The 20,536-nt window shown below is 67.1% G+C and carries 18 protein-coding genes and 1 pseudogene; 9 read left to right on the plus strand and 10 right to left on the minus strand.

The annotated features are described in order from the left end of the window. From A5697_RS12650 to A5697_RS12670, 5 genes and pseudogenes are all read right to left on the minus strand, one after another. Positions 1-346, minus strand: a pseudogene (locus A5697_RS12650) (MFS transporter); the annotation flags it as partial. A gap of 394 nt (positions 347-740) precedes the next feature. After that, positions 741-1,658 (minus strand): 5-oxoprolinase/urea amidolyase family protein, encoded by a 918-nt coding sequence (locus A5697_RS12655; protein WP_068010709.1) that lies wholly within the window; start codon positions 1,656-1,658, stop codon positions 741-743. 15 nt (positions 1,659-1,673) lie between these two features. Beyond that, positions 1,674-2,348, minus strand: a complete 675-nt coding sequence (locus A5697_RS12660) for an allophanate hydrolase subunit 1 (RefSeq protein ID WP_067943935.1) — start codon at positions 2,346-2,348, stop codon at positions 1,674-1,676. Between the two features lie 112 nt (positions 2,349-2,460). Then, complete coding sequence (locus A5697_RS12665; protein ID WP_068010711.1) at positions 2,461-3,459, minus strand: ABC transporter substrate-binding protein; 999 nt, start codon at positions 3,457-3,459, stop codon at positions 2,461-2,463. Between the two features lie 55 nt (positions 3,460-3,514). Continuing rightward, positions 3,515-4,099, minus strand: a complete 585-nt coding sequence (locus A5697_RS12670; RefSeq protein WP_067943939.1) for a TetR family transcriptional regulator — start codon at positions 4,097-4,099, stop codon at positions 3,515-3,517. A 167-nt stretch (positions 4,100-4,266) separates the two neighbouring features. Here A5697_RS12670 and A5697_RS12675 point away from each other — a divergent pair, with 167 nt between their 5' ends. Then, positions 4,267-5,655 (plus strand): MFS transporter, encoded by a 1,389-nt coding sequence (locus tag A5697_RS12675; protein ID WP_156673280.1) that lies wholly within the window; start codon positions 4,267-4,269, stop codon positions 5,653-5,655. A gap of 8 nt (positions 5,656-5,663) precedes the next feature. Here the strand turns inward: A5697_RS12675 and A5697_RS12680 are convergent, their stop codons facing one another. Continuing rightward, a complete protein-coding gene (locus A5697_RS12680; RefSeq protein WP_156673277.1) occupies positions 5,664-6,914 on the minus strand; it encodes a DNA polymerase domain-containing protein in 1,251 nt (416 codons plus the stop codon). 58 nt (positions 6,915-6,972) lie between these two features. Here A5697_RS12680 and fadD2 point away from each other — a divergent pair, with 58 nt between their 5' ends. Beyond that, positions 6,973-8,652, plus strand: a complete 1,680-nt coding sequence (gene fadD2 / locus A5697_RS12685; RefSeq protein WP_068010714.1) for a long-chain-fatty-acid--CoA ligase FadD2 — start codon at positions 6,973-6,975, stop codon at positions 8,650-8,652. A 19-nt stretch (positions 8,653-8,671) separates the two neighbouring features. Here fadD2 and A5697_RS12690 read toward each other — a convergent pair whose 3' ends face one another. Further along, positions 8,672-9,037, minus strand: a complete 366-nt coding sequence (locus tag A5697_RS12690) for an ATPase (protein WP_067943259.1) — start codon at positions 9,035-9,037, stop codon at positions 8,672-8,674. 509 nt (positions 9,038-9,546) lie between these two features. On the opposite strand from A5697_RS12690, the gene A5697_RS27730 reads away from it, so the two are divergent. Then, positions 9,547-9,861, plus strand: coding sequence for a hypothetical protein (locus A5697_RS27730; RefSeq protein ID WP_156673278.1), 315 nt, complete (start codon positions 9,547-9,549; stop codon positions 9,859-9,861). A 147-nt stretch (positions 9,862-10,008) separates the two neighbouring features. Here A5697_RS27730 and A5697_RS12695 read toward each other — a convergent pair whose 3' ends face one another. Beyond that, positions 10,009-12,210 carry an acyl-CoA dehydrogenase gene (locus tag A5697_RS12695; RefSeq protein ID WP_068010716.1) on the minus strand — a complete coding sequence of 734 codons (2,202 nt, stop codon included), beginning with the start codon at positions 12,208-12,210 and terminating at the stop codon, positions 10,009-10,011. Between the two features lie 128 nt (positions 12,211-12,338). Continuing rightward, the gene (locus tag A5697_RS12700; RefSeq protein WP_068010733.1) at positions 12,339-13,472 is read right to left on the minus strand and encodes an alpha/beta hydrolase; all 1,134 of its coding nucleotides are present in this window, start codon (positions 13,470-13,472) and stop codon (positions 12,339-12,341) included. Positions 13,473-13,583: 111 nt separating this feature from the next. On the opposite strand from A5697_RS12700, the gene A5697_RS12705 reads away from it, so the two are divergent. The 4 genes from A5697_RS12705 to A5697_RS12720 all read left to right on the plus strand — a co-directional run bounded on the left by A5697_RS12705 (position 13,584) and on the right by A5697_RS12720 (position 17,843). Continuing rightward, positions 13,584-14,168, plus strand: a complete 585-nt coding sequence (locus tag A5697_RS12705; protein ID WP_068010718.1) for a VOC family protein — start codon at positions 13,584-13,586, stop codon at positions 14,166-14,168. Further along, positions 14,165-14,713 carry a hypothetical protein gene (locus A5697_RS12710; protein ID WP_068010721.1) on the plus strand — a complete coding sequence of 183 codons (549 nt, stop codon included), beginning with the start codon at positions 14,165-14,167 and terminating at the stop codon, positions 14,711-14,713. The genes A5697_RS12705 and A5697_RS12710 overlap by 4 nt, the downstream gene beginning before the upstream one ends. A gap of 338 nt (positions 14,714-15,051) precedes the next feature. Then, complete coding sequence (locus tag A5697_RS12715; RefSeq protein ID WP_068010724.1) at positions 15,052-16,494, plus strand: condensation domain-containing protein; 1,443 nt, start codon at positions 15,052-15,054, stop codon at positions 16,492-16,494. 2 nt (positions 16,495-16,496) lie between these two features. After that, positions 16,497-17,843: a hypothetical protein gene (locus tag A5697_RS12720; RefSeq protein ID WP_068010727.1), complete on the plus strand. Its 1,347-nt coding sequence runs from the start codon at positions 16,497-16,499 to the stop codon at positions 17,841-17,843. A 9-nt stretch (positions 17,844-17,852) separates the two neighbouring features. Here A5697_RS12720 and A5697_RS12725 read toward each other — a convergent pair whose 3' ends face one another. Next, on the minus strand, positions 17,853-18,524 hold the full coding sequence (locus A5697_RS12725) for a TetR/AcrR family transcriptional regulator (protein WP_067943250.1): 672 nt from the start codon (positions 18,522-18,524) through the stop codon (positions 17,853-17,855). A gap of 81 nt (positions 18,525-18,605) precedes the next feature. Between A5697_RS12725 and A5697_RS12730 the strand changes: the two genes are divergently transcribed. Both A5697_RS12730 and A5697_RS12735 read left to right on the plus strand, forming a co-directional pair. Then, positions 18,606-19,523, plus strand: coding sequence for an oxygenase MpaB family protein (locus tag A5697_RS12730; protein WP_068010730.1), 918 nt, complete (start codon positions 18,606-18,608; stop codon positions 19,521-19,523). Positions 19,524-19,617: 94 nt separating this feature from the next. Continuing rightward, the coding region (locus A5697_RS12735) for a PPE family protein (RefSeq protein WP_156673279.1) at positions 19,618-20,536 on the plus strand (919 nt) is incomplete at its 3' end.

Raw genomic sequence — 20,536 nt, forward strand, 5'->3', positions numbered from 1 at the left:
CGAGCAGCACGATGGTGCCGGCCGTCGGGATCAGCAGCACGAACGCCGAGAAGGCGGTCCAGTTGCGACCACCGAAGGCTGCAATGCCCAGGGTGTAGGGAATCCGGGCCAGGCCGCCGACCAGGGTGGCGACGGCGCCCAGCAGCAGCTTGTCGCCGGCGGAGAAGCCGTAGACGTGCGCGGGCATGAACAGCGCCATGACGGGCCACAGCGTCCAGATCGAGAAGGCGACGTGGTCGCCCGCGATGGTGCACAACAGATTGCGGCGCGCGATCTTCTTGTTGCCGGCCTCCCAGGCCGCCGTGTCTTCTGGATTCCAGTCCGCGATGTGGTGATTGCGGGCCATCCGAGTGTCGCCTTTCGTCACGGGGCGGTGCTCACTTCCGGCCGACTGTCGTTGAATCCGGTTGTGCGCCTTGGGATGGCGAGAGCAGGCCGACCGGAGCCGTGTCGATGACACTGCGCGAGGTGGCGTGCATAAGATTCCCTCTCGTCAGGCCCCATTCAGCCGCACAACGGGAAGAAGAGTGGGCGCCCCGAATGAAGAGGGATGCCCCGCCGTGCATTTCGATGCTCACATTCGAGACACGGTTGGGTCAACTCAATCCGGCCCGGATCGGCTGTAAGTTGATTACCAGTTGTCTGGTAAAACCCTGTAGGCCGCAAACACCGAAATGGCCGCCCGTTTCAAGTGATTCGGGCCGATCCCGCGATTCTATGTGAGCTGGAATACATTCCGGCTAGGAAAACGGCAAGACCGCGACGCCGGACTGAGGCTGGGCGCCCACCAGAACCCTCGGGCGTGACCAGTGCAGGCGCACCGACTGTCCGGGGCGCACCTGGGCGATTTTGTCGATGTCCTCGTCGACCACCACGCCCACCACCGGGTAGCCGCCGGTTACCGGGTGGTCGGGCCCGAGGATTACCGGTAAACCGTTGGGCGGCACCTGAATCGCGCCGCGGGCGGTGCCCTCGCTGGGCAGCTGGCGGTCCGGGTAGCGGTACTGCAGGGGGCGGCCGACCAACCGCATTCCCACGCGATCGCTGCGATCGGATGCCACCCAATCGTTGTGCACCAGGACATCGGGGTCGACGAACCAATCGTCGCGCGGCCCGGGCACCACCGCCAGCTCGACCGTGTTGCCGGTGATCGCCGCCACCGGCGCCTGATCGAGTTCGGGGTAGTCGGGGGTGTGCTGGCCGACCGGGAGCTGATCGCCCGCCCGCAGCGGCGACGGGCCGATGGCCGACATCACGTCGTAACTGCGCGAGCCGAGCACGGGCTCCACGGCGAACCCGCCCCGCACCGCCAGGTACGTCCGCAGCCCGGCGCGGGGAGTGCCCAGGGTGATCGTTTGGCCATCGCGAACGTGCTGAATACTGTTGGTGCCGAACTCAATTCCGTTGACGGTCGGGTTGGCGTCGGCTCCCGTCACGGCGATGTCGATGTCGCCGCCCCGGACCCTTGCCGCGAAACCGCCGAACGTCACCTCGACGGTCGCGCGGTCATCGGGGTTGGCCACCAGGCGGTTGGCCAACTGGTGTGCGCGACGGTCGGCGGCCCCGGACCGGCTCACGCCGAGGTGGGCGAGTCCGGGCCGGCCCAGGTCCTGGACGACGGCGAGCGGTCCGGTGCGAAGAACCTCCAGGGTGCTCACGGCGATCTCCTTAACTCAGACGGCCCGGAACTGAACCCACATGCCCTGCGTCAGCAGCGCCGGCTCGGGCCGTTCGAGGTCCCACAGGACCGCGTCGGTGCGGCCGATCAGTTGCCAGCCGCCGGGCGACTGGCGCGGGTATATCGCGCTGAATTCACCGGCGAGGCCGACCGAGCCGGCGGGCACCGAGGTGCGTGGCTCGCCACGGCGCGGCACCCTAAGGCGGGCGTCACCGTCGACCAGGTACGCGAAACCCGGGGCGAACCCGCTGAATCCGACCCGCCACAGCGAACCGGTGTGTGCGTCGATCACCTGCGGGATGGTCAGCCCGGTGTGGCCGGCGACCTCCGCGAGGTCCGGGCCGTCGTAGACGACGTCGATGACCACATCGGCACGGCGATCCGGCGCGGCGAGCTCCTCGGCGGTGACGCGCATCTTGCGCAGCCGCTGGCGGATCACCCCTTGGCGGCGGGGACCGTCCAGCTTCACCAGAACCGTGCGGGCGGCCGGGACGACGTCGACGACGCCGGGCAACGCCTCGGCGCGCAAATGCGCCGCCCACGCCAATACCTCGGCGGTGCTGCCGCATTGCAGCATCAGCGCGTTGTCGCCGAAGTCCAGAACCGTGTTGCCGACCAGCTCCGTCGGCAGGCCCTTGGACACGTTGTCGGTAAGGTCCGTCACGCTCATTACTCGACGGTAACCTCCCCATCGCCGACCGGGCGAGGGGCGAGCGACGGATTTTCGAACACTGCCAGAGCTGCCTTAGCAAACACTCAAACGCCGCTGGCGCGCACGCGATCTAACCGAGGATTTTGCCCAGTTGCGGGGGGAGTTGGTCGGCGACCAAGGGGTAGCTCAGCGGCGAGGAAAAGGCGATCGCGCCGGCCTGCTCCTTGGTGGTGAAGATGTGCCGGTTCTGCGCGGTGGCCTGGGAGGCCGCCACGTCGGGGTCGGCGAGCAATGCCTTTTGGTCGTCGGGGTTCTCGGTTGTCCAGATGACCACATCGGCGGAATCGAGCACCGCCCTGACGTGATCGCGCGGGATGACGGCGCGGTGGTCGGTGCCGAACGGTTTGATGCTGTCGGCGATCACCAGCCCCATCTGGTTCAGGAAGTCGGTGCGCCAGCCGGCCATGGTCGCGACGACGGTGCCCTGCCAGAGCGTGCCCTGCATCAGCAACGCCTTCTTGCCGGTCCAGGCCGGGTGTTCCTTGGCGACGGCGGTGAATTTCTGGTCTACGGCGGCGATCAGCGACTTCATCTGGTCGGCCTGGAAGACCGCCTGGCCGATGGCGGTGGCCTGCTCCTTCCACGGTTCGAAGAAGGCGTCGCCGTCCGACTGCGGCAGGGTCGGTGCGATCGCGGAGAGCTTCTGATAGGTGTCGGCGTCCACGCCCGCGTTGGTGGCCACGATCAAATCCGGTTTGAGGCCCGCGATCTGGTCGACCGGAATCCCGTTGTCGAGGTTCAGCACCACCGGCTGCGCCCCGCCGAGCCTGGGCTGGGCCCACGGCCACACCGCGAACGGCTGGTCACCGAACCAGTTGGTCACCGCGATCGGCACCACGCCGACCGCGAGCAGGTCGTCCTGCTCGGTATAGCCGGCACTGACCACGCGCTTGGGGGGTTCCTTGACCACGGTCTGCCCGAACAGGTGGTTGATGGTCACCGATTTGCCGCCGGAGGCATCGGACGACGGTTTGCCCGACGAGCACGCCGCCGGGGCCCCGGCGGCCGCGGCGCCCGTCGCAGCCCCTGCGAGCTGCAAGAATCCCCGTCGATTCCAACCCTGACGCATCGCGTGAGATTATCGCGTTCCCTGCCCGCCGGGGCATCGCCGCGCGGTTGCGCGCTCAGCCCAGCGGCATGCCGGCGTCCAGGAAGTCCAGCGCCCGATAGATGGTTTCGGCCGTTTTCGGCGCGCTGTCGAACGCCGCCATCATGGCCCCGACCATCGCGCCGACGTACACGCGGACCTCGAAATCGGTTGCGTCACGGCCGATCCGGCGACCGATGGCCTCCGCCATGACGTTCACGGTGCGGTAGTACTCGTCGTAGAGGGCGGCCTTGAGCTCGGGTATCGAGAAGATCAGCCGCTGACGGGTGTTCTCGAACTCCAATTGCTCGGGCGATAGACCGGCCATCGTCGTGGCGTAGGCGCGGCGGATGGCTTGGCTCGGCGACAGCTCCGGCGGCTGGGCTTCGAACGCGGCAAGGATCAGCGGATCGAGGTCGTCGGCCAGCAGCAGCGACTCCTTGGATCCGAAGTACCGGAAGAACGTGCTGGGTGACACATCCGCGGCGTCGGCGATCTGTTCGACGGTGGTGGCGCCGTAGCCGTTCGCGTCGAACAACCGCAACGCCTCGCGGCGGAGGGCATGGCGGGTCTTGATCTTCTTGCGTTCCCGCAGCCCGAGGGGCTGGTCAGTCGCCTGCATGGGGCGATTCTCCCGCATTTCGGGTGCGAAAAGGTCCGACAAAGTTGTTACAGCGGCCCAGGGGCCGTTGCGAGATCCACGTATCTCCGGCGTAACTGTGGCCACGCGGCCCGGTAACAGTCCTTTCCTAACGTCGGGGCGTGACTACCACGACCTCTGAAGATCAGATCGCCCCGGTCCTGGCGCCCGCGCCTCCTCGCCCGCGCCACCGGGGCGGGCACTGGATCGACGACTGGCGGCCCGAAGACCCCGCGTTCTGGGAGACGACCGGCAAGCCGATCGCCCGCCGCAACCTGATCTTCTCGATCTTCGCCGAGCACGTCGGATTCAGCGTGTGGATGCTGTGGAGCATCGTGGTGGTCCAGATGACCGCGGGACCCCACGGGCATCCGTCCGCGTCCGGCTGGGCGCTGACGGCCAGCCAGGCGCTGTGCCTGGTCGCCGTCCCGAGCGGGGTCGGCGCCTTCCTGCGCCTGCCGTACACCTTCGCGGTCCCGCTCTTCGGCGGTCGCAACTGGACGACGATCTCGGCCGCGTTGTTGCTGATCCCGTGCGTGCTGCTGGCCTGGGCGGTCAGCCATCCCGGCCTCTCGTTCGGCGTCCTGGTGGCGGTCGCCGCGACCGCAGGCTTCGGTGGCGGCAACTTCGCCTCGTCGATGGCCAACATCTCGTTCTTCTACCCGGAGAAGGACAAGGGCTGGGCGCTGGGCCTCAACGCGGCCGGCGGCAACATCGGCGTCGCGGTGGTGCAGAAGATCATCCCGCCCATCGTCGTCGCCGGCGGCGGGGTGGCGCTGGCGCGCGCCGGCCTGTTCTACGTGCCGCTGGCCGTGGCGGCCGCGGTGTGCGCGTTTCTCTTCATGAACAACCTGTCCGAGGCGAAGGCGGACGTGCGGCCGGTCTGGCAGTCGCTGCGGCATCCCGACACCTGGGTCATGTCGCTGCTCTACATCGGCACGTTCGGCTCGTTCATCGGCTACTCGGCGGCCTTCCCGACCCTGCTCAAGACGGTGTTCGGTCGGGGTGACATCGCTTTGACCTGGGCATTCCTCGGTGCGGCGATCGGCTCGGTCATCCGGCCCCTCGGCGGCAGACTCGCCGACCGGATCGGCGGCGCGCGGATCACCGCGGTCAGCTTCGTCATGCTCGCCGCGGGCGCCACGGCGGCGCTGTGGTCGGTCAACGCCAAGAATCTGCCGCTGTTCTTCGCCAGCTTCATGTTCTTGTTCGTCGCGACCGGCATCGGCAACGGTTCGACCTACCGGATGATCTCGAGGATCTTCGCGATCAAGGGGCAGCTCGCCGGCGGCGATCCCGACACCATGGCGCACATGCGGCGCCAGGCCGCCGGCGCCCTGGGCGTGATCTCGTCGATCGGCGCCTTCGGCGGTTTCGTCGTGCCGCTGGCGTACGCCTGGTCGAAATCACACTTCGGCAGCATCGAACCCGCGCTGCGGTTCTACGTGGGCTTCTTCCTGGCCCTGCTGGTGGTCACCTGGTACTGCTACCTGCGAAAGGGCAACGCCTACCACGCGCTGGCACGGGCCGGGGTGTAACCCGCCCTTCAGCTCGACGGCTTCTGCTTACCGCCGTAACCCTCCCAGGGGCTGTAGTCGGCGATCAGTTCCTCCTGCGGAGGTCGCTGGTCAACCGGCACATGCTGCAGGTTGATCCGGATCCGATACCAGATCGAACTCGGGCCCCGCATGCCGTCGACCAGGACGTCGACCGGTTGCAACAGGCGAGACGCGTCCGGGTGGCGGTCGCGCCAGGTGTCCAGCGCGGCCAGCGCCTCGTCCTTGGTCTTGGTGCGGGCGATCTCGATAAGCGGCATCACCGACCGGCGCCGGCCGTCGGACGTGCCCGATCCCTTCGGCGCGCGCTCGGGGGGACCCATCTCCTCGGCCAGCACCAGCAGCCGGTCGAGCTCGCCGACCGCGTCGTCCATCCCCGCCCACGGGTCACCCATCGCGGCGAACCGGCCGGGCACGGTGTCGATGGTGAATTCCTCGGGAAGGCGCTCGGTGACTTCGTCCCACAGCAGCGGCGTCGACACCCGGGCGTCCGGAGTCGCCCGCACCGAGTACGCCGACGCGACCGTGCGGTCCTTGGCGTTCTGGTTGAAGTCGACGAACACCCCTTCGCGTTCTTCCTTCCACCACCGGCTGGTCGCCGCGTCGGGCGCCCGCCGCTCGACCTCGCGGGCCACGGTCTGGGCGGCCAGCCGCACCTGCCGGAATTCCCAGCGGGGGGCGATCCGCGCGTAGATGTGAAAACCGCGGCTCCCGGAAGTCTTCGGCCACGCGGTCAGGCCGTAGTCCTCCAGCACCTCGCGGGCCACCAGCGCGACGTCGACGATCCGCCGCCAGGGGACCCCGGGCATCGGATCCAGGTCGACCCGCAGTTCGTTGGGATGGTCGAGGTCGTCGGCCAGCACCGGGTGCGGGTTGAGGTCGACGCAGCCCAAGTTGACCGCCCATGCCAGGCCGGCGGCGTCGTGGATGACGGCCTCGGCGGCCGAAGTGCCCCGCGCGTAGCGCAATTCGGCGACGTCCACCCAGTCGGGCCGATTCTTCGGCGCGCGCTTCTGAAACACCGCTTCCTCGGAAATCCCCTTGACGAAGCGCTTGAGGATCATCGGCCGGCCGGCAACGCCGCGCAGCGCCCCCTCGGCCACGGACAGGTAGTAGCGGACCAGGTCGAGTTTGGTGTGCGGCCCCGCGCCGCCGTGGGCTTCGAACACCACCTTGTCCGGGTGGGTGATCGTGACCTGACGCCCGGCCACCTCGAGCGAAACCGGACCCATGTTCATCATCGTAAGTCGGTGGGTACTTACCCCTCGGAATGCGACGGACGTCACATAGGGTGGATGGATGCCTAATCTGATTGGCCTGCCCGGGCAGGCGGTTGCCAAGGTTCAGCAGTACCTGGAACGTGGCTCGGCTGAATTGCACTACGTGCGCAAGATCTTCGAGGCGGGCGCCTTCCGGCTGGAACCGCCGCAGAACTACGCCGCGATGGCGAACGACATCTACAAGTGGGGCGAGTTCGGCATGCTGCCGTCGCTGAACGCCCGACGCCACCCCGACCGCGCGGCGTGCATCGACGAAGACGGCGAGTTCTCCTTCAAGGAGCTCGATGACGCGGCCCACGCGGTGGCCAACGGCCTGCTCGAGATGGGCGTCAAGGGCGGCGACGGGGTCGCGATCCTGGCGCGCAACACCCGTTGGTTCCTGATCGCGTACTTCGGCGCCGCCCGGGTCGGTGCCCGCATCATCCTGCTCAACAGCGAGTTCTCCGGCCCGCAAATCAAAGAGGTGGCCGAACGCGAGGGCGCCAAGCTGATCATCTACGACGACGAATACACCAAGGCCGTCAGCAAGGCCGAGCCGGAACTGGGCTTCCTGCGCGCGCTGGGCACCAACCCCGACGCCGACGAGCCGTCGGGCAGCAAGGACGAAACGCTGGCCGACCTGATCGAGCGCAGCAGCAAGGAACCCGCCCCCAAGGCGAGCAAGCACTCGTCGATCATCATCCTGACCAGCGGTACCACCGGCACCCCGAAGGGGGCGAACCGCAGCACCCCGCCGACGCTGGCGCCGATCGGGGGCATCCTGTCGCACGTGCCGTTCAAGGCCAACGAGGTGACCTCGCTGCCGGCCCCGATGTTTCACGCGCTGGGTTTTCTGCACGGCACCATCGCGATGTTCCTCGGGTCGACGCTGGTGCTGCGGCGCAAATTCAAGCCGCCGCTCGTCCTCGAGGACATCGAGAAGCACAAGGTGACCGCCATGGTGGTGGTGCCGGTCATGCTGTCGCGGATCCTCGACGCCGTCGAAAAGATGGACAAGAAGCCGGACCTGTCCAGCCTGAAAATCGTGTTCATCTCCGGCTCGCAGCTGGGCGCCGAGCTGGCCAGCCGCGCGCTGAAGGATCTCGGCCCGGTCATCTACAACATGTACGGCTCGACCGAGATCGCTTTCGCCACCATCGCGGGACCGAAGGACCTGGAGAAGAACGCGTCCACGGTCGGCCCGGTGGTCAAGGGCGTGAAGGTCAAAATCCTCGACGACAACGGCAAGGAGAAGCCGCAGGGTGAGGTCGGGCGCATCTTCGTCGGCAACGCCTTCCCGTTCGAGGGCTATACCGGCGGCGGCCACAAGCAGATCATCGACGGCCTCATGTCGTCCGGTGACGTCGGCTATTTCGACGAGGACGGGCTGCTGTACGTCAGCGGCCGCGACGACGAGATGATCGTCTCCGGCGGCGAGAACGTGTTCCCCGCTGAGGTCGAGGACCTGATCAGCGGGCACCCCGAAGTGGTCGAGGCGACCGCGATCGGCGTCGAGGACAAGGAGTGGGGACACCGGCTGCGCGCCTTCGTCGTGAAGAAGGACGGCTCCGACGTCGACGAGGACACCATCAAGCATTACGTCCGCGACCATCTCGCCCGCTACAAGGTGCCGCGCGAGGTGGTCTTCCTGGACGAGCTGCCGCGTAACCCGACGGGCAAGATCCTCAAGCGCGAGTTGCGTGAGATGGAGGTCGACTAGCCGCTGTCCCCGGTCGGGGTCAGCGCCGGTCTTTGATGGCGCGGGTGATCTGTGCCGCGAGTTTGGGGTCGACCAGCAGCTGGTCGATGAGCGCGGTGAGGACCTCCTGTCCGGTCACCCGGGCGACTCCCAGGCGATCCGCGGCCTCGCGCTGCCAAATGTCGAGGGCGCGGTGGGTGGCCGCCGGAAGGTCGACGGTGCGGCGCGTCCGCTGGCCCCGGCCCGCCTGGTTGGCCGCCGGCTGGCTGACGATCCGGTGGGCGCCCTGCTGCCCGAGCCCGGTGAGGCGCTCGGTCGGCGCGGCGTCTCCTGCCGGTGTGGCCGACGGACCGGGGCCCCGGAACGTTCCGGCGCCGGGTCCGATGTGGCTGGGGTTGAAGTTCACTGCGGCGGTCGTCCTCCGATGAGTGGCCAATCAGTAAATCAGCGCTCGAGTGTGACAATACTGATTCTTCCACCGACGACGGCGTAAGTCGCGCCGCCGGGCCGCGGACCGGCCGCGCCGATGGCAGGCGCCGCAGCAGGGGTTTCTTACAGCAAATTTGTGCGGATAGCTGTCCACGCGCTGATGGGCGCCGGGAATTGCGATGGAAGAATTCGGTTCGGCGGGGGATTTGGTGTCGTAATTCAGCGGATCCGCTGATACGGAGGCGTGCAAACCAGTATGTCAGTAGATGGCTCTCTACCAGCATAAATTCGGAAGCTCCGTAAGTCAGTAGCCGCCGATTTCCTGATTTATGGAAATCCTTAATCGACTGAATTGCGATCCGCACAGAGGAATTGACCCATTTGTTACATAATTCACAGCGTCATTTCCGTGTAGCAACGTTGTTTGCCGGGAAAGTTCTGGCTAACGTTTTGTTTGTCGGCATCAGGTCCTGGAAGGAGCTTGCGATGGCGATCTCTGCACGATCGTTACGCGGCCCGGCCGTGGGCGCACTGGGTGCTTCAGCGGTGGCGGGAGCGCTGCTGTTCGGTGCCAGCCCCGCCGCACAGGCGGCCCCGGTACCAGGTCCCGACACCAGCTTCACCACCGCCGGTCCGCACGGTACGCCCGGGGGGCCCGGCATCATTCCCGACCGTCCAGGCGGGGGTCATGGCGGTCATGGATGGGGCGGCCACGGATGGGGCGGCGGAGGTCACCCCGGTTGGGGTTCGGGCAGCCGCGGATTCTGGGCCCCCGGGCACTGGTGGAACTGGTGGTGGTGAACCACCTCCCCGTGGCAACCGGTCAACCTCGACGTGCCGATCCATTTCTAGGTTGACCGGCCCACGGGATGGGGGGGAACCATGCCGGCCTGACCACCCCTCAGGTCGGCATGGCCCTCTCTCCCCGGGTCAAATCGGAAGTGGCAGTTAGGGATCGCGGGGAAGCCCGAGCAGTCGCTCGGCGATGATGTTCAGCTGCACCTCGGAGGTGCCGCCATAGATGGTCGTGGCCCGGCTCGCCAACAGATATTCGCCCCATTTGCCGGGTAGCTCGCCGGTGTCGCCGATGGCGGCGTCGGTGCCGAACGAGGACACCGCGAACTCCGCGTAGCCCTGGCCGGTGCGCATCGAGAGCAACTTGGAGATGGCAGCGGACGGCATGGCATCCCCGCCGGCCAGAGTCAACAGCGTGGAGCGCAGATTCAGCACCTTGGCGGCGTGACCCTCGGCGATCAACTGACCGGCTCGGTGTTGTGCGATCGGGTCGAACTGCCCGTCGCGAACGAACTCGACGAACTGGCCCAGAGTGGCCAGGAAGTTCGCCTCGCTACTGCCGATGGAAACGCGTTCCGCGGTAAGGGTGTTGCGGCTGACCTCCCACCCCCGGTTCACTTCGCCCAGCACGCATTCGTCCGGCACGAACACGTCGTCGATGTAGACGGTGTTGAACATCGCGTTCCCGGTCAGCTCGCGCAGCGGCTTCACCTCGACGCCTTCGCTCTTCATGTCCAGGAGGAAGTAGGTGATCCCGTTGTGCTTCGGAGCGTTCGGGTCGGTCCTCGCCAGCAGAGCGCCCCACTGGGAGAGCTGCGCCGCCGTCGTCCAGATCTTTTGGCCGGTGATGCGCCAGCCGCCGTCCGTTCGGGTGGCCTTGGTGCTCAGCCCGGCCAGGTCCGATCCGGCTCCCGGCTCGGAGAACAGCTGACACCAGATCATGTCGCCGCGGAAGGTCGGCGGCAGGAAACGCTGTTTCTGCTCTTCGGTCCCGAACGCGACGATCGACGGGATGATCCACGTCGCAATGCCCATCTGTGGGCGCTTGACCCGGCCGGCGGTGAACTCCTGGGCGATGATGATCTGCTCGACCGGGCTGGCGGCGCGGCCCCACGGTCTCGGCAGGTGCGGCAGCGTCCAGCCGCCCTCGGCGACGGCGACCTTGCGCTCGGCGCGCTCCATCGCCTTGAGCGCGGCCACTTCGGCCTGGATCTCCTCCCGCAGCTTCTCGGTGTCGGGGTCGAGGTCGATGTCGACCGCCCGCACCCCGGTGCTGGTCGCGGTGTGCACCACCTTCTGCGGGTACTCCGAGTTGCGGCCGAACGAGGCGGCCAGCATCAGCGCCCGGCGGTAGTACACGTTCGTGTCGTGCTCCCACGTGAAGCCGATCCCGCCGTGCACCTGAATGCAGTCCTGAGCGCACCGTTGAGCGGCCGCCGGCGCCAGTGTCGCCGCGACGGCGGCAGCGAACTCAACCTTGGAACCCGTTATATCCCAACCGTTTTCGCGCGCCTCGTCGATAGCGCGGGCAGCGTCCCACACCGCCGCGGTGGCCCGCTCGGTATCGGCGATCATCTCGGCGCACTTGTGCTTGATGGCCTGGAACTGACCGATCGGCCTGCCGAACTGCTCACGGATCTTGGCGTACTGGGACGCGGTGTCGGTCGCCCAGCGCGCCACCCCGATCGCCTCGGCGGACAGCAGCGTCGTCATCAGCGCGTGCGCTGTCGCCATGCTCAGGTTGCACAACGCGGCGTCAGCCTCGATCTCGACGGCGTTGGCCCGAACGTGGGCGACGGGCCGCAGCGGATCAAGGCTTTTCACGGGCTCGATCTCAAGCTCCTCCGCGCGCACCACCACCCATTCCTCGCCGCTGTCGATCGCGACCGGGAGCACCAGCACGGAGGCCTGCGCAGCCGCCGGAACCGCGCGGACCTCGCCGCGCAGCACCAGTGTGTCGCCCTGGCGCGTGGCGGTCAGTCCGCAGCAGTCCATCGCGTAGGCGGCGATGGCGGCGCCGGAGGCCAACTCGGAGAGCACCTTCGCGTTCGGGTCGTTGGCAGAGATCAGTGCGCTGGCGATCGCCGACGGCACAAAGGGGCCCGGCACCGCACCGTAGCCGAACTCGGCCAGCACGACGGCCAACTCGAGGATGCCGAAACCCTGCCCGCCCACGGACTCGGCTAGATGCAGACCCTGCAGGCCTTGCTCGGCCGCGGCCCGCCAGTACGGCGGGGGATTGTCGATGGGTGTCTCCATTGCCGCGTGCAACGTCTCCGACGGCGCGATGCGCGCCACCAGCGACCGCACCGAATCGGCCAGGTCTTGATGCTCAGGAGTGATAGCGATCGGCATTGGTCGCCTTCCCATGCTTTAGGGGTTCGCCTTGGCCAGGCACCCTCCAAACTAACAACCGGTCGGTTGGTTGACTACCGGGGTCGCCGGGCGTGCCAGACCCAATGGTGTCCGTGGTGGTGGGCTCCTCAGTGGAACCGCTTGGCGATCCACTTCGCGATGATGTCGGCCTGCTCCCCACGAGCGCCCGGGGTGGTGAAGTAGTGGTCGGTGTCGATCGACGCCTGCGTCTTGTCGGGGCCGGCGAGCGCGACGAAAATCCGTTGGGCATCGGACGGAAAGACCCCGGTATCGGCCTCGGCGTTGATCACCAGGGCGGGACAGCTGATCCGGGCCAAATGCGGTTCGGCCCTGGTCTGCGCCACCCGCAGGCTCCACATGCCCAGCCAGTTGCGCAGGGTGCAGGCGGCGGCGATGCCGTACGCCGACCGGTTCGCCTTGGCCGGAACACCCGCATAACACATGTTCGGTTGACGCCTGGTCGGCTCGATGCTGGCGTCGACCATGCGAGGATCGGCCCAGGTGCGCATGACGCTGAACGGGCGGTCGGAAAAGCCTGCTGCGCGAACGCGTTTGAGCTCCTGCTCGGCCCAGTCGGTGATGGCGTGGTTGCGTGCGGTCTGCGCCCGGCGATAACGGGTGAGGAACTCCGGTGAATACGGCGGCCCGTTGCGCTCGTTGAACAGGTCGAGGTCGGCATCGGTGGCGACGGGGTCGTTCTCGTCGACGACGGCACCATCCATCCAGGCCGTCAACACGTCGGGTCGGCCGGGGTGGGCGGCGGTGGCCACGTAGCCGTCGGCGGCCGGCAACTCCGTCAGGCCCGCGGCCGGACGCATCCCGTCCAGCGGGGTCACGTTCGGCTCCACGGCCTGCGACTGATATGCGGCCATCAATGATCCGCCGCCCGAGTTGCCGAGCAGCACAACGGTTTCCACTCCCTGCACTTCGCGCAGCCAGCGCACCCCCACGCCGATGTCGACCAGCGCGTGGTCGAGCAGGAAGCTGCTTTCGAAGCCGCGAAACCTGGTGTTCCAGCCCAGAAAGCCGACACCGCGGGTGGCCATGTAGTCGGCGAGGTAATGCTCGGAAAAGTCGATCTGGTAGTGCGTGGCGATCATCGCCACCTTCGGCTTGCGTCCCACCCCGCGGTAGTACAGCCCCTGGCAAGGATGCCCACCCGCGCCGGCGCGGCCGGCAGTGGGCGACGGCAGGCCGACAAACTCGCGGATAACCCCTGCGGCGTCGGTGTTAGGCGTCATCTCACCGGCCCTGTTGGCATCGGACATCTCGAAACAAACTTCAGGCCGATGTTAGATTCAGAAATACAACTTGGCCAGGACTTCAAGCCGGGGACCGAGGGGAGCCGCGCGATGATCAAGCCACACAACACCAACACGGAATTCGAACTCGGCGGGATCAACCACGTCGCGCTGGTCTGCTCGGACATGGCTCGGACCGTGGAGTTCTACACCAAGGTCCTCGGCATGCCGTTGATCAAGTCCCTCGACCTGCCCGGGGGGGCGGGCCAGCATTTCTTCTTCGACGCCGGCAACGGCGACTGCGTCGCATTCTTCTGGTTCGCCGACGCCCCCGACCGGGTGCCCGGCATCTCGTCGCCGGGCGCCATCCCCGGTATCGGCGACATCACCAGCGCGGTGAGCACCATGAACCATCTCGCATTCCACGTGCCGGCCGAAAAGTTCGATGCCTACCGCCAGCGGCTCAAGGACAAAGGGGTGCGCGTCGGCCCGGTGCTCAACCATGACGAGAGCCCGATGCAAGTGTCCGCGACGGTGCATCCCGGGGTGTACGTGCGGTCGTTCTACTTCCAGGACCCCGATGGCATCACCCTCGAATTCGCATGCTGGGTCAAAGAATTCGATGCCACCGATGCTCAGGCCGTGCCCAAGACCGCGGCGGACCGCCGACCTCCGGTGGTCGCCGGCCGCCCGTGACCGACGGCATCCTGACCGACGCGCAGATCGCGGCGCTCACGCCCCAGCAGCGACGGCAGCTCATTTCTCGGCTCGAACAGCCCGTGGGCGACTTGATCGACCCGGCGCTGCTGGCCAGGGTGCGGCGCATCCGGTTGAGTCTGATGGTCGGCGGCTCGATGGCGATGGTTCCCTGGCTGGGATACCTCTCGGTTACGTTGCCGGAGAACTATGTTGCCCACAACTGGCCCGTGACATGGGTGGGCTTCGACATTCTCCTGGTCGGATTCATGGTGGCGACGGCGGTGCTCGGGTACCTGCGTCGCCAGCTGCTGGTGCCGGCCGCGTTCACCACCGGGGTGTTGCTGATTTGCGACGCCTGGTTCGACCTGATGACGGCCGGACCCAAGGACGTCTGGCTGTCGGTGACTACCGCGCTGCTGGTCGAGGTGCCGCTGGCGGTGTTCCTGATCTTCAGCGCGCAACGGTTGATGCGGCTCACGATGATGCGGTTGTGGCTGCTGGACCCCGGCATGCGACTGTGGGAACTGCCGTTGTTCCCCTGAGGCGGCCGCGATTTGGCTCGGCGCGCCAGGCCGAAGCGCCGGACCCGTGCGTCGACCCGGTGAGGGTAAAGAAGATTACCGGCCTGGCGCCGCGATCGCACGAGATTGCGAATCTTCCTAAAACGCAGCAATCCTCACCTTCCTGTACTAACGTGCAATAACGGCGGCAGGGGGTACAAGCGACACCGTAAGTTCGGGCCAACATACGGAAATTCGTCGCAAAAGATCCCCGATACGAAATTGAATTCATGCTGTGCAGAAGGGCCATTACGGATGGCTCTTCCGCTACCCCCTTGCCGCACAACGGAATAGGCATCGCGAAGGGCGAGGATCAAGAAATGGTCGCACTCGGAAGCATCAGCGAATGGCAGCCACCGCACGGCCCACTGACCACCTGGATGGCCACACCCGCGGCGCACGAAGCGGCTCGCGCCGCACGGCGCAGCTATTCGGCCCCGAGTTATCAACAAAATCAACACCTCTGGACCGCTTACCACGGCAAGGCGCTCAACAGGCAGCTGCCCCGCCTGATGGTCGTGGCGTGGGATATTCCCGGTGTGTGTGACATGCCGGCGATGACGGCCGCGATCAATTCGCATGTCCGTAGGCAGGACACCTACCACAGCTGGTTTGAATTCGAGGAGGGCGTCATCGTCCGCCGGGTGATCGAGGACCCCGAGGTCATCGACTTCGCTCCCGTGGCGTTCGGACCGATGAGCCCCGACCAGGCGCGCACGCACGTCCTGGCCACGACACCCGAGACCCTCGGATGGGGTTGCTTCACATACGGAGTCGTCCAGGGGGCCGACCACTTCACGTTCTACGCCAGCGTCGACCACCTGCACATCGACGGCTTGTCCGCCGCACTGATTTTCCTCGACGTCCACCTGACATACCAGGAACTTGCGGCGGGCTCGCAAGTGCGTGAGCTCGCCGTGCCCCCCGAGGTCAGAAGTTATCGCGACTACGCGGCGCGGCAGCGCGAGAACGCGGCCGGCTTGACCATGTCCTCCCCGGAGATCAAGGACTGGATCGCGTTCGCGCGCGAGGCCGACGGCGACTGGCCGAGCTTTCCGCTGCCACTGGGCGACACGTGGGCCAGCTGCAAGGGTGATCTGTTGACGGTCGAGTTGTTGGACGCCGCGGGGACCGCGTCTTTCGACGCTGCCTGCTGCGCGGCCGGGGCCCGCTTCATCGGGGGAGTCTTGGCGTGTACAGCGTTGGCGGAGCGCGCATTGACCGGCAAGGAAACCTATTACGGATTCACGGCCAGGGACACCCGGACGCCGGGCATCGACACGATGACCGTGGGATGGTTCGCCAGCCTGATCCCGGTTTCCGTGCCGACGACCGGCGACTCGTTCCCCGAGGCAGCGCGGGCGGCACAGAAGTCTTTCGATGCCGCCAAGGACCTCGCCGCCGTGCCGGTCGAACGGGTCTTGGAGTTGGCGACGCTGGATGGGCTGGCCATCAAGTTGCCAACACAGCTGCCTATGATGGTCTCTTTCCTCGACTTCCGGAAAATACCCCTCGTCGGGATGTGGGCGGAGATGAATTTCGGGACCTATGGCGACAATCTGTCCGCCGGCGGGATCAACATGTGGATCAACCGGCACGTCGAACGAACCACGGTGACAATGTCCTTTCCGGACAACGCGATTGCGCGCGAGTCGGTCGGCCGCTACATCGCGACGCTGGGTCAGATGTTTACCCGCATCGTCGAGCCCACCGACGAGCCGGGGGTGATCGCGCCGACGGAGAACGACGACGAGGCGGCCTAGCGATGAACAACCTGTTGGACCTGGCCGACCAGACCCTATTCCTCGGGGAGCGAGCGACATCGACTACCAGCGTGCTCCAATGTATTTGGGTGTACGACCGCGCCGTCGACATGGACGGGCTGCGAGCCTTCCATCACCATCTCGGCCGGGGACGGCTGCGTCGGCGCATCGAACGGTCCCCCTTGCCGTTCGGCCGGCATCGTTGGGTAGCGCCCCACGATCAGCCCGACCTGGATATCGTCGCAACGCCGCGGCCGCGCGACGAGATCGACGACTGGCTGGACGAGCAGGCGGCCAGGCGGCCGGATGCCGAGCGTGGCCCCGGTTGGCACCTGGGAGTGCTCCCACTGAACGATGGGGGCGCGGCGGTGAGCCTGGTGGTAACTCATTGCCTCACCGACGGCGTCGGGCTGTGCGAGGCGTTGGCGGACGCGGCGTGCGGCCGCGACGACGCCATCGGCTGGCCCGCGCCGGCTTCGCGGGGGCGGTGGCGGGCGCTGTGTGAGGACGCGCGCCAAACCGCGCGAGACACAACGGATGTGGGTCGGGCCGTCGTTGCGGCGGCACGCATGGCCCGGGCCGGCCGTGCAGCCGCCGCGTCACCGGACACCAAGCGGCACGTTCCGCTCACCGGGCCCGACGAACGCATCACGCTGCCCATGGCAACGGTCTTCATCGATGCCGACGAATGGGACGCGCGCGCAACCACGCTCGGCGGAACGAGCAACGCCCTGCTCGCGGGTTTGGCGGCCCACCTCGCCGGGCGAGTGGGACGGGTCGCCGCCGACGGCACGGTCAATGTGGGGATGCCGGTCAACGAGCGTACCCCCGGTGACACCCGGGCCAATGCGGTCGTCAACGTGGATATCACGGTCGACCCCGCACCGGCGAGGAGGGATTTGCGTGAAATCCGCGCGAGGATCAAGGAAGCGCTGTCCCGCCACCACGATGAGCCCGACGAGCGCTGGGCGTTGCTGCCGCTGGTTCCCCTGATTCCAAAACGCGTCATGCGGCGATTGATCGGCGTGGTTACCGGCAGCGCGATCACCGTCGTGTCGTCCAACCTCGGATCGGTGGACCGAGCCGTCAACCTCCCGGACGGCACCGACGCCGATTACTTCGCCATGAAGACCGTGTACCCGGGGGTGACCACCGCGACCATGTACCGCACCAACGGGGCGCTGGCGTTGTTGTCGGGAAGGGTGCATGGCCGGGTCTTCATCTCGTTTCTTGCCTTCGAGCTGGGTCGTCCCAATTCGAAGGCCGATTTACGGCAACACATCTCGGCCGCGTTGAGCGACTTCTCGCTTACCGCCACCACGGGGTGGCATACCGCTTGCCCGGTGTGAGGACACGCGTCACGGCTTCCCCCGCGGCTTCGCCGCCGTCTCCGTGAGTCGGTACAAGTTGGGTTCGGCGAGCTCGTCGAGCAGTGCCGCCAAATGATCGACGAGCTCGTCCGGCTCGAGTCGGACATCGCCGGCGAGCCAGGCGCTGATTGTCTGCCCGACGCCACCGACCACGAAGTGCGCCGCGGCCTTGATGCGGTCGTTTGCGGGGACGCGCAGCGCGTCTCCGGCGTGCTGGCCGGACAGCATGGCGAACATTGCGCTGGACTCGGCGCGCTTGCGCACGATCACGGGATCGGCCAGCTGCGTGCTGAACAGCAGGCGACCGATGCGGGCGTCGTCGGCGATGGTGCGGACGATGTTGGCCATGCCCGCGCGGGTCTGCTCGGGCGGAGGCACCGCCGCCACCGCGGCCTGGGTGGTGGCGGTCAGTTGGGCGATCACCCAGTCGAACACGGAGGCGACGAATTCGTCTTTGTCGGCGAAACTTTCGTAGAAGTACCGCGCCGCGAGGCCGGCCTGGCGGCAGACGCCGCGGACGGTGACCGCGGAGATGCTCTGTTGCTCCGCGCCGAGTAGCTCCAGACCCGCGGACAGGAGCCGGTTGCGGCGCGTTGCCAGCCGCTGCGCGGCCTCGACGCCACGGTACGGCCGCGCGCTCGAGGGTTTCATGCGAACCATCTTGACACCAACGCGACGCCGCGACAATATCAGGAAACAGGCGTTCGCACATTAGCGTGCTCCGCCGCGGGAGGTCTGACCATGGCGATACACGAGGCCGTTCACGAACCGGCTCGACACGTCGAGCGCGGCGTCGCCGATGCGCCGCGGCCATTGCCCGCACGGCGGCGTCACCGCCGGCGGCCGCTCGGGATCGACGAGGGGTTGATGGGCGTCGCGCTTTTAGCCGGCCCGGCGAACGTGATCATGCAGCTGGCGCGGCCCGGCGTCGGTTACGGCGTCATGGAGAGCCGCGTCGAAAGCGGCCGCGTCGACCTGCATCCGATCAAGCGTGCCCGCACCACGTTCACTTACCTGGCGGTGGCGACCAACGGCAGCGACGCTCAGAAGGAGGCCTTCCGCCGCGCCGTGAACCGGGCTCACGCCCAGGTTTACTCCACCCCCGAAAGCCCGGTGCAGTACAACGCCTTCGACCCTGATCTGCAGCTGTGGGTGGGGGCCTGCCTGTACAAGGGCGGGGTCGACATCTACCGCATGTTCACCGGCGAGCTGGACGGGGAGGAGGCCGACCGGCACTACCGCGAGGGCATGGCGCTGGCGACCACGCTGCAGGTGCCGCCGGAGATGTGGCCGCCGGACCGGGCCGCGTTCGACCGGTACTGGCAGGAGTCGCTGGACAAGGTCCGCATCGACGACGCCGTGCGCGAGTACCTGTATCCGATCGCCGCGTCCCGCGTCCCGGGGCTCGCCTTGCCCGGACCGCTGCAGCGCCTCGCCGACAGGCTTCCGTTGTTGATCACCACGGGCTTTCTGCCGCAGCGGTTCCGCGATGAGATGCGGCTGCCCTGGGACGCCACCAGGCAACGTCGCTTCGACCGGCTCATCGCGACGTTGGCCGTGGTGAACCGGTGCTTGCCGCGGTTCATTCGGCGGTTTCCGTTCAACGTGCTGCTGGCCGACGTCGACCGCCGGATCAGGACGGGGCGCCCGTTGGTCTAGCGCGGGCACGCGGTACGCCCTGACGAGTTGATAACGGAAATCATTTTCATTAAGCTCTCCTCTGCCTGGTACCCCTTCCAGCCCGAGGAGACCCATGACGGCGCCGATCTGGATGGCCTCGCCACCGGAGGTGCACTCCGCGTTGCTCAGCAGCGGGCCCGGTCCGGCGTCGCTGCTCGCGGCCGCGGCGACATGGTCCGAACTGAGCACCGAATACGCCTCGGCCGCAACACAACTCAGCGGCACCTTGGCCGCGGCGCAGGCCAGCTCATGGGAGGGGCCCAGCGCGGAGTCGTACGTGGCCGCGCATGCGCCCTACCTCGCGTGGCTGACGCAGGCCAGCGCGCACAGCGCCGCGACGGCCGCTCAGCACGAGACCGCCGCGGCCGCCTACACGGCGGCGCTGGCGGCGATGCCGACGCTGCCCGAGCTGGCGACAAACCACGTCGTGCACGGCGCCCTGGTCGCGACGAACTTCTTTGGCATCAACACTGTTCCGATCGCGGTGAACGAGGCGGACTACGCGCGGATGTGGGTGCAGGCGGCCACCACCATGACCACCTATCAAGCGATCTCCACGGCGGCCGTGGCGTCGACACCGCCCCCCGATCCAGCGCCGCAGATCGTGAAATCCGATGCCTCATCCGGTGACTCGTCGAATGTCGCCCACGACCCCACGATCGACAATCCGCTCGATGACTTCATTGCGCAGATCTTGAAGAACCTCGGCATCAACTGGGACCCCGCGCAGGGCACCGTCAACGGACTGCCCTACGACGCCTACACGAACGCGAGCCAGCCGATCTGGTGGGTCGTTCGAGCGCTGGAACTTCTCGAAGACTTCGAACAGTTCGGCTATTACCTGGTGCACAATCCTGCGCTGGCCTTCCAGTACATCGTTCAGCTCGCGCTGTTCGACTGGCCGACGCACATCCTCGAGATCCTGGCCACGGCGCCTCAGCTGCTGGCCCCCGCGCTGCTGCTCGCCGTCGCTCCCTTCGGCGCCGTCGCCG

The organism is Mycobacterium sp. E3251 (genome assembly GCF_001666835.1).
GTDB lineage: Bacteria > Actinomycetota > Actinomycetes > Mycobacteriales > Mycobacteriaceae > Mycobacterium.

Excerpts from the sequence above, each read along its gene's own strand:
- A5697_RS12695 (WP_068010716.1), bottom strand. The coding sequence starts at position 12,210 with ATGCCGATCGCTATCACTCCTGAGCATCAAGACCTGGCCGATTCGGTG.
- A5697_RS12715 (WP_068010724.1), top strand. The coding sequence starts at position 15,052 with ATGGTCGCACTCGGAAGCATCAGCGAATGGCAGCCACCGCACGGCCCA.
- fadD2 (WP_068010714.1), top strand. The coding sequence starts at position 6,973 with ATGCCTAATCTGATTGGCCTGCCCGGGCAGGCGGTTGCCAAGGTTCAG.
- A5697_RS12660 (WP_067943935.1), bottom strand. The coding sequence starts at position 2,348 with ATGAGCGTGACGGACCTTACCGACAACGTGTCCAAGGGCCTGCCGACG.
- A5697_RS12720 (WP_068010727.1), top strand. The coding sequence starts at position 16,497 with ATGAACAACCTGTTGGACCTGGCCGACCAGACCCTATTCCTCGGGGAG.
- A5697_RS12680 (WP_156673277.1), bottom strand. The coding sequence starts at position 6,914 with ATGATGAACATGGGTCCGGTTTCGCTCGAGGTGGCCGGGCGTCAGGTC.
- A5697_RS12730 (WP_068010730.1), top strand. The coding sequence starts at position 18,606 with ATGGCGATACACGAGGCCGTTCACGAACCGGCTCGACACGTCGAGCGC.
- A5697_RS12705 (WP_068010718.1), top strand. The coding sequence starts at position 13,584 with ATGATCAAGCCACACAACACCAACACGGAATTCGAACTCGGCGGGATC.
- A5697_RS27730 (WP_156673278.1), top strand. The coding sequence starts at position 9,547 with ATGGCGATCTCTGCACGATCGTTACGCGGCCCGGCCGTGGGCGCACTG.
- A5697_RS12665 (WP_068010711.1), bottom strand. The coding sequence starts at position 3,459 with ATGCGTCAGGGTTGGAATCGACGGGGATTCTTGCAGCTCGCAGGGGCT.
- A5697_RS12725 (WP_067943250.1), bottom strand. The coding sequence starts at position 18,524 with ATGGTTCGCATGAAACCCTCGAGCGCGCGGCCGTACCGTGGCGTCGAG.
- A5697_RS12700 (WP_068010733.1), bottom strand. The coding sequence starts at position 13,472 with ATGACGCCTAACACCGACGCCGCAGGGGTTATCCGCGAGTTTGTCGGC.
- A5697_RS12670 (WP_067943939.1), bottom strand. The coding sequence starts at position 4,099 with ATGCAGGCGACTGACCAGCCCCTCGGGCTGCGGGAACGCAAGAAGATC.